The following is a 13,810-nucleotide window of genomic DNA, read 5'->3' as shown; positions in this document are numbered from 1 at the left end:
TTGAACAGCTTGATCCACGTTCCTTTTTGTTAGCACGGAAGTCCGTTTCGATACATCGGTGAGATCTTTTTCTTGAACAGACTCTAATAAATGTTATTCGCGAGATACAAAAAAATTCCTTCTTTTTTACAGCCTCATCTGTGCTTGCAATGGATGGTGAATACGAAGGCCCACCTTGCTATGAGCAGCCTTTATTCCATGCGCCACTCATCTTCCATAAGTCTGATCTTCTCGATCTTCACTGCTCTGCCAGTGGACTCCTCCATCTCAACGACTACCGCGTGGAAATGCCACTTCCCTTCATCCACATTGAACCGAACCGGCAAGCCTGTCAGGAATTTCTGTAATACAGCATCCCGCTTCATGCCAAGTATGCCGTCTCTTGGGCCTACCATGCCAACGTCTGTAATAACCGCTGTTCCTTCTGGCAAGATTCGCTCATCATTGCTTTGGACGTGTGTATGCGTCCCCACGACCATCGATGCTCTTCCGTCGAGATACCAGCCCATGGCAATCTTCTCCGAAGTGGCTTCAGCATGGAAGTCGACTAGAATGCACTTGTGCTTCTTCTTAAGCTCATCCACCAACTCATCTGCTTTGCGGAAGGGACAATCCAGCGGCGGCAAAAAGGTACGGCCTTGAAGATTAACAATGGCTAGCTCTTTACCGTTAGCCTTGATGACGGCATGACCGTTGCCTGGAGTGGTGTTATCCGGAAAATTGGCAGGCCGAATCAAACGCGGCTCATCCTCGATGAACTCGAAAATATCCCGATTATCCCATGTGTGATTCCCCATGGTGATGCCGTGAATTCCCCAATCGAAAAATTGTCTGGCGATCGCTTGAGTGATACCGCGGCCAGACGCTGCATTCTCACCATTGGCAATAATGATGTGAGGATTGTATTTCGATTTGAGATAAGGTAAATTCTCTTTCACTGCTGTACGACCAACGCTGCCTACAATGTCACCTATGAATAAAACTTTAATGTGCGTTGCCTCCTTATTAACCCAATTAATAAATCAAGAATCATCTATGAATGAGAAAAGTGGCCGTTATCCGGCCACTTTCTGACGTTCATTCTTATTCAAGGATTATGCATAATCCTTATTTCGCATATTCCACTGCACGTGTCTCTCTAAGGACCGTAACCTTGATGTGTCCAGGGTAATCCAGCTCATTCTCGATCATTTTGGAAATATCTCGAGCTAAGCGGAATGACTCTGCATCATCAATCTTGTCCGGCTGAACCATAACACGAATCTCACGTCCAGCTTGAATCGCATATGATTTCTCAACACCTTCAAACGATTCTGAGATCGCTTCGAGCTTCTCCAGACGCTTGATGTAGGTTTCGAGCGTTTCACGACGTGCCCCTGGTCTTGCTGCTGACAGAGCGTCCGCTGCACCCACCAGCATCGCAATCACTGAAGTTGCTTCCGCATCTCCATGGTGAGAGGCAATACTGTTGATTACAACCGGATGTTCTTTGTATTTCTTCGCCAGCTCCACACCAATCTCCACGTGTGAGCCTTCCACTTCGTGATCCAGTGCTTTACCGATATCATGAAGGAGCCCGGCACGTTTAGCAAGCACGATATCCTCGCCAAGCTCTCCAGCCATAAGCCCTGTTAAATATGCGACTTCCATCGAATGCTTCAGTACGTTCTGTCCATAACTTGTACGGAATTTCAAACGGCCCAAAATTTTGATCAAATCCGGATGAAGACCATGTACTCCCACTTCGAAAGTAGCTTGTTCTCCATATTCACGAATACGTTCATCCACCTCTTTGCGAGACTTCTCAACCATCTCTTCAATTCGAGCTGGATGAATACGTCCATCAGCCACCAATTTCTCCAAGGCGGTGCGGGCAATCTCACGGCGAATCGGATCAAATCCGGACAATATAACCGCTTCCGGTGTATCATCGATAATGAGGTCAATCCCAGTAAGGGTTTCAAGAGCACGAATGTTACGGCCTTCACGACCGATAATACGGCCCTTCATTTCTTCGTTAGGCAGTGTTACAACAGATACGGTTGTTTCCGCAACATGGTCTGCTGCACAACGCTGAATCGCCAAGGTAATAATTTCACGAGATTTCTTGTCAGCTTCTTCCTTCGCCTGCTGTTCAATCTCTTTAATCATCTGAGCTGTTTCCAGTCGAACCTCTTGCTCTACGTTAGATAAGATGATGCTTCTCGCATCCTCCATCGTCAGATTAGAGATTCGCTCAAGCTCAGTGACCTGACTCTTGTAGATCATTTCAATTTGTTGCTGTGTTTCATCAATACGTTTCTCTTTGTTGGCCACTTGTTCTTCTTTGCGTTCCAAGGACTCCATTTTTTTATCCAGCGACTCTTCCTTTTGCAACAATCGTCTTTCTTGTCGTTGAACTTCATTTCGACGCTCACGAATGTCTTTTTCAGCTTCGGTACGTACACGATGGACTTCGTCCTTTGCTTCCAGTACCGTTTCTTTCTTCAGCGCCTCTGCATCCTTTCTCGCATTCTCTACGATTTGGACAGCAGCTTCTTCCGCGCTAGAAATTTTAGCCTCAGCTAAAGATTTGCGAATAAAATATCCGGCAAGGAACCCAATAACCCCAGTAGCTAAAGCGGCAACAACGAGAATCAGGATGTCTACACCCATTATGTTCACCTCCTCGTTGATTCCTCCAAGGGATTTCTCCTTGGGATATTTGCAATTGTTGTGTTCAAATCTTACACATTTTACAAAAATAAAAATGGAAACGGTCGCAATCACCGTCTTCTTGTTGTACACGCAGGGCATGTACATATTACCATCGACAAAAGCAATGGTCTTACATCATTAAACGAGTGGACCATACGAAGGTCGAACAAAGGATTTTTTTGGAAGGAAAAAATACTTATTCGCATATGGGACTCATGTACATTTTAGTATTCGTGTTAAGAAATTGTCAAGAGAATGCGCTTTTTATGCTATGGACCTTCTTAGTCCAATATATCCTCTTCATCGACTTCCCCTGTATACTCATCCGTATACTGTGATTGAAGCTGCCCTATTACCTTCCTTGTTACCTCTCCAGAATATCCACGGCGCATTAAGAAGGGGTAGGTTTTACGCTTCTTCTCGAGCACATCCCCTTTAATCTGATCCCACTTCTTCCGTCCAGCAGTCATCGCGCTGTCCCATTCTTCCTCAACACTGACTTCTCCAAGAGCAAGCTGAATATGTTCTTTGGCTATTCCTTTCTGCCGAAGCTCCTGCCCTACCCACAGTTTCCCCTTTCGGTGGTTGGAAATACGCTGTATGGCCCATTCTTTTGCGTAGAATGCGTCATCAATCAGCCTCTCTCGCTCCAACCTTGATAATACCTCTTCAATTATTGAGTCCACATATTCCTTTTGCTTCAGCTTCTGTGCCATCTCGTGCCTTGTCCGCGGCTTCCGTTCAAGGAATTTTAGACTTTGTACATAAGCTCGCTGCTTCTCATCAGCTATAACAATTTCTTCAAGCTCCGTCTTGTGAAATGAATTCCCCTTGATCATTCGGTATTTGATCATTACGTCTTCTAATACAGACAACTCATACGGACCAAACGATATCATATACCTCGCTTCACGCCCTCGCAGCTTCTCCACTCGAGTGATCTCTAGTGATTCATTAGGAAAATGGGAGACACCCTGCTCTATGTCCTGGTTCATATCCTGCTCGTAATTGTCATTCATCCTGTGTCTCTCACTTCCCTCATTACTAAATTTGTGGTGTATCTGTATAACTAGACAAAAAACCGCAGATCAAAGTGAGCTGCGGTTTACAGAAAATCAAAAGAATACTTTTATTCTATTTCGAACAATTCCTGTTCTTCTTCAGCTTCCTTCGCTTTCTCAGCATCAGACTGAGCTGGAACCGTCGTTGTTAAGTTGCTTGCTTCACGCACTTTCAGCTCAATAGTTTGTGTAAGCTCAGGATTCTCCTTCAAGAACTGCTTCGAATTCTCACGTCCTTGGCCTAAACGGTCACCGTTATAGGAATACCACGCACCACTCTTATCCACGATGTTGTATTCTGTGGCGATGTCGAGCAAACTTCCTTCTCTGGAAATTCCTTCACCATACATAATATCAACTTCTGCTTGCTTAAATGGAGGAGCAACCTTATTCTTCACGACCTTAATCCGAGTCCGGTTCCCGACAACATCGTTCCCCATCTTGATGCTCTCTACACGGCGTACGTCAAGACGTACAGTGGAGTAGAACTTAAGAGCACGACCACCAGGAGTCGTCTCTGGGTTACCAAACATGATGCCGACTTTCTCACGAAGCTGATTAATAAAGATCGCGATCGTCTTGGATTTGCTGATCGCACCAGACAGCTTACGAAGAGCTTGAGACATCAGACGTGCTTGAAGACCAACGTGGGAATCGCCCATATCGCCTTCAATCTCTGCCTTCGGCACGAGTGCAGCTACAGAGTCAATAATAACGATATCAACCGCGCCACTTCTTACGAGCGCCTCTGCAATCTCTAGACCTTGCTCACCTGTGTCCGGCTGGGACAACAGCAATTCATCAATGTTAACGCCAAGCTTTCTAGCGTATTGCGGATCAAGAGCATGCTCTGCATCGATAAATGCAGCTTGTCCACCTTGCTTCTGTACTTCAGCAATAGCATGAAGTGCAACGGTTGTTTTACCAGAAGATTCAGGTCCATATATTTCAATAATCCGGCCTCTAGGGAAACCGCCGGTTCCTAGTGCAATATCCAAAGCAATTGATCCACTGGGTACAATTTCGACTTGCATGTGAGTTGATTCACCCAGTTTCATAATTGAACCTTTACCAAATTGCTTCTCTATTTGACGGAGCGCCATATCCAGCGCAGCACGACGATCTGACAATAAACTCACATCCTTCTTTGTTTATAAGTATATGATACTCTCTTTATGGTCGTTTGCCAAGCATTTTTTGAGAACATACATTCGTTTTTTTTGGAGGAGCGGGCGCCCACCTGTCTCTCTCTGACTTTCATATTTGAATAATGAAATAAAAAAGGAAGAACCACCGCAAAACGAGTTCGCTTCGGTTCTTCCGATATATACAGTATACTGCTTCCCTCGCTGATCGTCAAACGGTTAGAACACCAGTCTACCGTAGTGTCAATCCAGCTTCTCGTTCTCAACAAGCTTACGCCATAAACGGTACAGCAGCGTTTTGGCTGAACGAATACGAATGGTTTCCCGGTTGCCGCTCAAGTTAAGCTCGTGGATCTCAGTTTCTCCCCCACGCTCCGCTATGCCGATATATACAAGGCCAACTTTCTTGCGCTCTGAATAACCAGGGCCAGCTACTCCCGTAACCGCCAATCCATAATCAGCATCGGTTATCATCCGGACCTGCTCTGCAAGCACTTTAGCCACTTCGGGGCTAACCGCGCCAGGAGCATCCTCCCCTTCTAAATATGCATGGGGAACATTCAGCAGCTTCTCCTTCATTTCATTTGTATAGCACACGATCCCGCCACGAAGCATGGTCCCGCTCCCCGGTATGGATGTCAGCAGCTCCATGAGCAGGCCGCCTGTACAGCTCTCTGCAGCCCCCAGGGTCAGTTCACGGTCCGCCATCATCTCTACAATGACATGTTCAATAGGAATATCATGGCTTGCATACAAATGCTCTGGCAGACGCTGTTGAATCTGCACTTCAAGCTCATTCAACTTGACCATGGCTTCACTTTCGCTTCCGGCTTTGGTAGAGATACGAACCGTCACTTCACCTTCTCCAGCATAAGGAGCAATCGTCGGATCGGTCTGTGCCGAAATAAGATCCTTCAGCTTATCCTCCAGCATAGATTCACCGATCCCCGCAAACTTCAGCATTTTGGAGTAGATTGGCATCTCGCCGGTAAGCGCATGCTGCTGAAGCCATGGTACAGCATGATTTGAGAACATAGGTTTCAACTCTTTAGGAGGTCCCGGCAAAATAATATAATAGTGATCATCTTGAAATATCGCATTTCCGAGAGCAAGCCCTGTCTCGTTCGTAAGGGGAGTTGCCCCTTCTATTAATGTCGCTTGACGCTTATTGTTCTCGGTCATCAGCGTTCCGCGGCTCGTAAACATTTGCTCAATCTTATCCAGAGACCGCTGTTCAATATGAAGCTCTCTGCCCAGAAGCTCAGCTACAACATCTTTTGTAATATCATCCTGTGTCGGACCAATTCCGCCCGAGAAAATAATGATATCGGCTCGGCTTTGTGCTGTCTCAATCGACTGCTTCATCCGCAGCGCATTATCACCAACCACTGTTTGAAAATAGACATCAATACCGATCGCGGCCAGCTCTTTAGATAAAAATTGCGCGTTCGTATTTACAATTTGCCCAAGCAACAGCTCAGTGCCTACTGCAATAATTTCTGCTTTCATGACGATGCCCCCATTTCCACTGTGTTAAATAGCTTCTATATTAGAAGCTATTTCTCGGATACATAATTATAACTTTGAATAAAACTTTCAAAAAAAGCAATAGGATCACCTATTGCTTTTGTCAGAGAGCCCTTATTTTACGCTTTGGTTTGGGTCAGCAGATGCTTGTTCTTCACGAAATAATCAATGCCTGAGTATATCGTAATCAAGGTTGCCAGCCATATTAATATGGTATCCATCGGTATTCCGATAAAGGCAAACGGGAAATTGTTCAGAAGCAGCAGCGAGATGGCCACGATCTGAACAATCGTTTTGATCTTTCCCCAGGCACTTGCAGCAACGACAGAGCCGTCAAGCAGTGCAATCTGCCGAAGACCTGTAACGGCAAACTCTCTGCTCACAATAATAACTGCAATCCACGAAGGAATGCTTCCCATCTCAACCAGAGATACGAGCACAGCAGTAATAAGGAGCTTGTCTGCGAGTGGATCTAGAAGCTTGCCCAGGTTAGTAACTAGATTATGCTTTCGGGCTATATATCCATCAATACCATCCGTGCTTGCCGCAATAATGAATATTATTGCTCCAATAAGCTGGTTGTACGGCAATGTATAGTCCCCAATCTGAATCGGCGAAGGATACATATCAAAATCAACAAGCAAGAACACCATCATGACCGGAATCATAAAAATTCTTGCCAGTGTAATCCGGTTAGGTAAATTCAAAAAAAAGCGCCTCCCCTTTACATCGTACTATTAGGAACAAGCATCAGGTTGCTCCAAGTCTTTTCTGCCTGAGATATGTAATAGTAATAACAAACATTCATGTCTGTATAGAAGTCCCCACCGAGTATATTATACCCCAATTTACATGTCAAAAAAGACATACGTTAAGAGGAACGCAATGAACAGCATCATTTGCATCATTTACATAGGCGATAGAGTAAGAACAGCAGTTTACTTCATATTCGTAAATTGCAGATCCAGTGGAAGATCACTTGATCGCAGCAATTGAATAATCGCTTGAAGATCATTTTTACTCTTTCCAGTCACACGGATTTGATCTCCTTGAATCTGGCTCTTCACCTTCAGTTTGGAATCCCGAATCAGAATATTAATCTTCTTCGCATTGTCCTGATCAATTCCCTGTTTGAAGCCAAGACGCTGCCTTACGGTTCCCATAGAAGCAGGTTCAATCTTGCCGTAATCCAAGTTTTTTAGAGGCAGACCTCTCTTCACCATCTTGGATTGCAGTACATCAATTACTGCATTCAGCTTGTATTCATCATCCGAAACAATGATGAGTGCATCCTTCTCAATCTTCAGGCTGCTTTTGCTTCCCTTAAAATCATACCGACTCCCTATTTCCTTCTCTGCTTGTGTAACTGCGTTCGTTAATTCTGCCAAATCGAGTTTGGATACAATATCAAATGAACTTTCTGAACTCATGTTAATAACACTTCCCTTCGATGTAATTTGACCTTGTGTACCATTATATTAAAACCATACATGTGAAGTCTAATCATGCGTTTAAGGTATGTCCTACACGATAACTCGTAAAAACATGTACAGCGAATGCGCTGTACATGTTCGATGAAACCTATTTTATTGACCGTCTTCAGAGCCCGATTCACTATCGCTGTTCGTACCATCTTGTGCAGAACCATTATTTTCGCCTTCAGCCAGCTGAAGTAAAATACGATTCGTTGTCTTGCCATCCGTCACCACTTGACCATTTACAGTGATTTCCGTCGCTGGGGCATAGCCTGACTTAATGTACATTCCTTCCGACGTCAACTCAAAGCTATGATTGTCTCCAGCAGCCGTTAAGCCAGAAACTAGCTGCTCACCGCTTGAATTCTCACCATTGTACATCTCAAGCCAGCTTTCGCCAGAAGCTTTAACTTCAACAGTAATTGGTTCTTCCGCACTTCCGCCGCTCACATCAAATATTGTAATGTTACCTGATTTGCCGCTTTCTGTAACGGAAACCGGAACATCTTCTACAGTTTCTTCGTCGGCAGGTTCTTCTTCCTGGCCTGTCCCCTCTTCAGGTGCTGTTGCATCTGGATTGTCCTCACCGTTCGGATCACCGCCACCTACTTCAGATCCAGGATCTTCAGCATCTTCACCTGTATCAGGCTCAGGTGTGTTCGTTACAGGCTGATTATCCGTTTGTTCTGTAGATGGCTCGTTCGGATCTTCTGCCTGATTTAAGGTAGGCACCCAATAGAAATAAATAAGTACCAATATTAATGCTAAAAAAGTCCATGGCAGAACTATAGACAGCCATTTATTGTTCCGCTCTGCTTGCGGACGGCTGGAACGCTTCTGCATGACAGGTTCCATCGTAGCTTCCTGCTCAGGAGCAGGAACATCCTTCTTGTGACCCTCCAGCAGCACTTCAGGATTCAAGCCCACCGTCTCTGCATAGGTTTTAATAAAAGCCCGCACATAGAAGCTGCCTGGCAGCACTTTGTAGTCACCCGATTCAATCGCTTCGAGATACCTTTTTCTAATCTTTGTCATCTCTTGAACATCATCAAGACTCAATCCTTTTTGCAGCCGGGCCTCCTTCAACTGCTGACCCAGTTCAGACATGCCAATTCCTCCTCATTCTTTCGTATTCGCTAAGATGCTTGTATATATAAACACATTTCTTTAAATTGTCATTTAATCTTATAGATCGTCTGTATAATTTGCAGTAAATGTATCATATAAAATTTCTTCATCCGGATTATTGCGAAGCTCAATAATAATATCAAAATTATTGTAGTCGTATTCAGACTCCTGAACAAAAATATCCGGATGCTCAATAACCTTGGTGCTCGGCATATTCATAATTTCCTGGAGCAGATTATAATGTTTTTCATTGGATCTAATTGTGCTCACAATACCATCAATGATAAATACATTGTTCGGATTCATCTCGTCCTCCGACATTTGACTCCTGATCGTTTGACGAAGGAGCGTAGAAGAAACAAAAGTCCATCGCTTCATAGCACAGACACTGCCTGCAATAATGGATTCCGTCTTGCCCACTCGCGGCATCCCGCGAAGACCAATGACATGATTACCTTCTCTCTTGAATACTTCACCCAAAAAGTCCACAAGGAGACCCAGTTCGTCACGGGTAAAGCGGAACGTCTTACGGTCATCCGAATCCCGATCAATATATCTGCCGTGACGCACGGCCAATATATCAACAAGCCTCGGCGCACGAAGCGCAGTCACCGTAATATTGTTAACCTTCTTGAGCATTTCTCCAAGAAGCTTTATTTTCTCATCGTCGTCAGATTCAAGAAGCATACCTCTTGTCTTGCCCTCGACTCCGTTTATTGTCAAAATGTTCACTTCGAGCATACCCAGCATTGAAGCAATATCACCTAATAGGCCGGGTCTGTTCTTATGTATTTTATATTCCATATACCACTGTTTGTACTCCATTTAAACACCTCTGAAGCCTTATTCCTCATCATTCGACATAATCAGCACATTTTTATAAGAAAAATGTTGCATCTGACATCCATCAAACACGGGTCTTACTTATGATATATAAAATAAAAATGAATTACAAGAACACGAATGTAACAATTAGAGAAAAGCCCCCTTACGGGAGCTCTCCTATGCATGAGTTATGCATTTTTCTTGGCCAATTTGACCATAAGTTTTGCGATGGTGCGACGTTCTTCATCATCGCCCACATCCCACAGTTCTTTTAATGCGCGGTTGGATTGGTTAGCAGGATCGACTTTCTCATCAAGGAAATCACCAATCTCATAAGCCAATTTGTTAATTACATCCTGGCTCATCCCCAATTTTTCGGCTTGCACGACACGCTCACCTAGAAACTTCTTCCATGCATCATAGTTACTCACTACTGTTGACATTATTAAATCCTCCTTTGCACAAAGCATGAGATTTAAAAGTGGGCAGTAGTTAATATGAGCAGATGAAGTTCCTTATATACTGGTTAGTTTATACAACAGTGCAACCGTGTTATGTCAGCCAGCCGCCATTCGGCGATATGATCTGACCATTAATGTAGCCCGACTCCGGCAGTGCCAGGAAGTAAACCAGCGAAGAGATTTCATCCGGTTTTGCCAGTCTGCCTGCTGGAATCTCCTCTTCGATCGATTTGATCTCATCCGCATCAAACGACTGCATCATTTCAGTCTCCACAGCACCTGGGGCAACAGCATTAACGGTAACGCCTGAAGGAGCAAGCTCCTTGGCAAGTGCTTTGGTGAAGGCATTGATGCCGCCCTTGGTTGTTGAATAGAGCACCTCACAGGAGGCACCCGAGATTCCCCATATCGAAGAAACATTGATAATGCGTCCATAACGCTGCGATATCATGTGCGGCATAAACATTTGGGTACACAAAAACACACCCTTTAAATTCAGCGCCATAACCGCGTCCCATTCTTCTTCAGACACATCGCTCAGCAAGCCATAATGACTCACTCCCGCATTGTTCACTAGAATATCGGGCAGCATGCTATGTGCTTTAAGCTTCTCATACATTCTTTCGATCTGTTCCTTGCTCCGCAAATCAGCAGATACAGTCATGATTCTGCCGCCGTGATCCATGCAGCGTCTCGCCACTTCATTCGCGGCCTCGTGTGAGTTCATGTAGTGAATGACCACGTTCATACCAATGCTTGCAAATCGTTCTGCTATGGATGCTCCAATTCCCCTGCTTGCTCCTGTAACCAGAACCGTAGTCTCCAGAATAGGCTTCATGAAGGATCCGGCTTCTCTCTCCATTAAGGACTCACCACCAATGATACGGCTAACTGTTCCCAATTCACATGCTCTTTAAGACGTCTGTTGACATCCTCCAGTGTAATCGACTCATATATCGGCAGCACGTTGAATAAGTCTCCGCCTCTAAACTGATAACGGGTAAATTCATGTGCAATACTCTCGGGTGAATTCAGCATTCGAAGGTAACCGCCCATTTTCTTTTTGCGTGTGCGTTCAAAATGAGCTGCATCAAAGCCGCTCTTCTGGATCTCCTCGACTTCCGCACGCACTCGGGAGAGCAGCAGATCCGGATCCTTGGTGTCACCGCCGATGGCAGAGAATCGATACTGCGGTGAGCTGTTATACTCATGACCAAAGCCGTCAGATATTAAATCTTCATCGTACAGCTTCTGATACAGCTCTGTACTTGAGCCAAACAACAAATCCATCATCAATCTCGTTGTTAGATCTTCACGCAGAAGCTCTTCTCCTTGCAGCCCCTTTGTATCCTCCTTGAAGCCGAATAAACACTTAGGAAGTGAAACCGCCAGTCTTGCTTCACGCCGCTTCTCTCCCACTTCAGTTGGTTCTTGTTCAAACAGGCGCTCAATTCTTCCTTGCTTGTCATAATTTTTGCCTGCTTGATTATTTCTCACAAGGTCCATCACTTCACCTGCATCCACACCGCCTACCACAAATAACAGCATGTTGCTCGGATGATAAAATGCATTGTAGCAATCGTACAACGTTTCCTTAGTAATGGTGCTGATGGATTCAACCGTTCCCGCAATGTCGATCCGAACCGGGTGCTTCTGGAACATAGCCTCAATTAATCCAAAATAAACTCGCCAGTCTGGATTATCCTGATACATGTTAATTTCCTGACCAATAATCCCTTTTTCCTTGTTTACATTCTGATCTGTGAAGTACGGATTTTGCACAAAATTAATCAACGTTTCGATATTTTTAGTGACATTCTCCGTAGCCGAGAACAGGTATACGGTTTGATCAAAGCTCGTAAAGGCATTGGCGGAAGCTCCATTCGAAGCAAAAGTAGCAAAAATATCGCCTTCCGGCTCTTCAAACATTTTATGCTCCAAAAAATGGGCAATCCCATCTGGAACGCGCTGCTCCTGTTTACCCTCTACTTTAAAGTGATTATCTACGGACCCAAACTTTGTCGCAAACGTAGCATAGGTCTTCTCGAAGCCCGGCTTCGGCAGTACATATACGGAGAGTCCGTTGTCCATCACTTCATAATACAAAGTTTCCTGCAGGTGTTCATACCGTATGCTCTCCAACGGTCATTCCCCCTTTTGATCTCTCAAGAAATAAATCGTATCCAGCTCAAACGTATCCGCTGCCTTCTGGATATCTGATTTGGATAACGCTTCGATCTGTTCCAGCAGCTCCTGCGTCGTACGCTCCTTACCGGATAACACCCGATTGAAATCATACGAGATCATCTCAAACGCAGAATCCTGAATCTCCTTCAGCAAATTACGAATCATTGCCTTGGTCTGATTCAGCTCCAGATCACTGATGACGCCTGCCTTCAGATCAGCAAGCTGCTGATGAATGATCTCGACTGCTTTTTCATAATTCGGAATTTCAATCCCTGACTGAATAGTTGCAATCCCCTTGTGACCGTCATATCTAGAGGATGCATAATACGCCAAGCTGTGCTTCTCACGAACATTTACGAAGAGCTTGGAATGTGGATAACCACCCAATATTCCGTTATAAGTTAATGCTGAAGCGTATTGGTCATCCCCATATGTGATCGAGGTTCGCAGGCCCATATTCAGCTTGCCCTGGCTTACATTCAATTTTTCCACCACGGTCTGAACATCACGGCGATCATGATGACCTGCTTCCGTCTTGTACTCCAATGAATGATCCCGATTCAAATGGAAGTATTTCTGAACAAGGCCCTCTACCTCTTCGAGCGTGGTATCCCCGACAACGTACAAGTCCATTCCAGCATTATTAATCCATTCTTCGTATGAAGAATATAGCGTAGCCGCATTAATCTGATCCAGCTCTGAGCGTTCACCCAGTGGATGCAGCCGGTAAGGTTCATTCTTGCACATCTCTTCAATACAGCGTTCAGCTGCATATCTCATCTTGTCATTCACGATGGATTCGAGTCGCTTGCGGACCGTTTCTCGTTCGGCTTGAACATAAGAAGAGCGAAACTTTCCATTTTCTTTGGCTGGACTTGTCACAACCTCACCCAAGAAGGAGAACGAACGATCCAGCAAGCTTTCGCTGCTCTGCACAAAGGAGTCATTAATGGTATCCATTCGGAATTGGATAATTTGATGATCCCCTCGTTTATATACATCAAAACCAAAACCTGCCCCATACAGCTCCTCAAGCTGCTCACGGAACTGAATTGTCTCCGGATAGGATTCGGTGCCTCTGCGAAGCACAAAGGGAATAAGCGCTGTGCTGGTAACTGTATTTTCTTTAAGAGGTGTCCCTACGTAGAGGGATATGGCAAACGTCTTAAAACGCTTGGTAGGCAGCACGTGTATGCGAATATGCTGATTACTGCCACGTTCAAATCCTGCTTTAGTCAAGTTCCAAAACCCCTTTTTCGTTTGTCATAATTTACTTATATCTCATCATTCTAACCTATCTAAAA

At 44.7% G+C, this 13,810-nt stretch carries 13 protein-coding genes; all 13 read right to left on the bottom strand.

What is annotated here, in order from left to right; genetic code table 11:
* Nucleotides 1-191: 191 nt before the first annotated feature.
* Nucleotides 192-989, bottom strand: coding sequence for a TIGR00282 family metallophosphoesterase (locus PUW25_RS09935; protein WP_047909648.1), 798 nt, complete (start codon nucleotides 987-989; stop codon nucleotides 192-194).
* A 118-nt stretch (nucleotides 990-1,107) separates the two neighbouring features.
* Entirely contained in the window at nucleotides 1,108-2,655 is a 1,548-nt protein-coding gene (gene rny / locus PUW25_RS09930; protein WP_047909649.1) for a ribonuclease Y, read from the bottom strand.
* Between the two features lie 323 nt (nucleotides 2,656-2,978).
* Nucleotides 2,979-3,716, bottom strand: a complete 738-nt coding sequence (locus PUW25_RS09925; protein ID WP_047909650.1) for a regulatory protein RecX — start codon at nucleotides 3,714-3,716, stop codon at nucleotides 2,979-2,981.
* A 110-nt stretch (nucleotides 3,717-3,826) separates the two neighbouring features.
* Nucleotides 3,827-4,888, bottom strand: a complete 1,062-nt coding sequence (gene recA / locus PUW25_RS09920) for a recombinase RecA (protein WP_047909651.1) — start codon at nucleotides 4,886-4,888, stop codon at nucleotides 3,827-3,829.
* Between the two features lie 258 nt (nucleotides 4,889-5,146).
* Entirely contained in the window at nucleotides 5,147-6,412 is a 1,266-nt protein-coding gene (locus tag PUW25_RS09915) for a competence/damage-inducible protein A (RefSeq protein WP_274336970.1), read from the bottom strand.
* A 137-nt stretch (nucleotides 6,413-6,549) separates the two neighbouring features.
* Nucleotides 6,550-7,137: a CDP-diacylglycerol--glycerol-3-phosphate 3-phosphatidyltransferase gene (gene pgsA / locus PUW25_RS09910; protein ID WP_274336969.1), complete on the bottom strand. Its 588-nt coding sequence runs from the start codon at nucleotides 7,135-7,137 to the stop codon at nucleotides 6,550-6,552.
* 231 nt (nucleotides 7,138-7,368) lie between these two features.
* Complete coding sequence (locus PUW25_RS09905; RefSeq protein WP_047909654.1) at nucleotides 7,369-7,860, bottom strand: YajQ family cyclic di-GMP-binding protein; 492 nt, start codon at nucleotides 7,858-7,860, stop codon at nucleotides 7,369-7,371.
* Between the two features lie 156 nt (nucleotides 7,861-8,016).
* The gene (locus PUW25_RS09900; protein WP_274336968.1) at nucleotides 8,017-9,012 is read right to left on the bottom strand and encodes a helix-turn-helix domain-containing protein; all 996 of its coding nucleotides are present in this window, start codon (nucleotides 9,010-9,012) and stop codon (nucleotides 8,017-8,019) included.
* Between the two features lie 78 nt (nucleotides 9,013-9,090).
* A complete protein-coding gene (locus PUW25_RS09895) occupies nucleotides 9,091-9,858 on the bottom strand; it encodes a DUF3388 domain-containing protein (RefSeq protein ID WP_076311090.1) in 768 nt (255 codons plus the stop codon).
* 188 nt (nucleotides 9,859-10,046) lie between these two features.
* Nucleotides 10,047-10,301, bottom strand: coding sequence for a DUF3243 domain-containing protein (locus PUW25_RS09890; protein ID WP_047909657.1), 255 nt, complete (start codon nucleotides 10,299-10,301; stop codon nucleotides 10,047-10,049).
* 109 nt (nucleotides 10,302-10,410) lie between these two features.
* Complete coding sequence (gene ymfI / locus PUW25_RS09885; RefSeq protein WP_274338284.1) at nucleotides 10,411-11,181, bottom strand: elongation factor P 5-aminopentanone reductase; 771 nt, start codon at nucleotides 11,179-11,181, stop codon at nucleotides 10,411-10,413.
* A complete protein-coding gene (yfmH, locus tag PUW25_RS09880) occupies nucleotides 11,181-12,461 on the bottom strand; it encodes an EF-P 5-aminopentanol modification-associated protein YfmH (RefSeq protein WP_274336967.1) in 1,281 nt (426 codons plus the stop codon). Before yfmH ends, ymfI begins: the two co-directional genes overlap by 1 nt.
* A gap of 3 nt (nucleotides 12,462-12,464) precedes the next feature.
* Complete coding sequence (gene yfmF / locus PUW25_RS09875; protein ID WP_274336966.1) at nucleotides 12,465-13,745, bottom strand: EF-P 5-aminopentanol modification-associated protein YfmF; 1,281 nt, start codon at nucleotides 13,743-13,745, stop codon at nucleotides 12,465-12,467.
* Nucleotides 13,746-13,810: the final 65 nt, after the last annotated feature.

The organism is Paenibacillus urinalis (assembly GCF_028747985.1).
GTDB lineage: Bacteria > Bacillota > Bacilli > Paenibacillales > Paenibacillaceae > Paenibacillus > Paenibacillus urinalis.
This window is presented reverse-complemented; position numbering and strand designations above follow the sequence as displayed.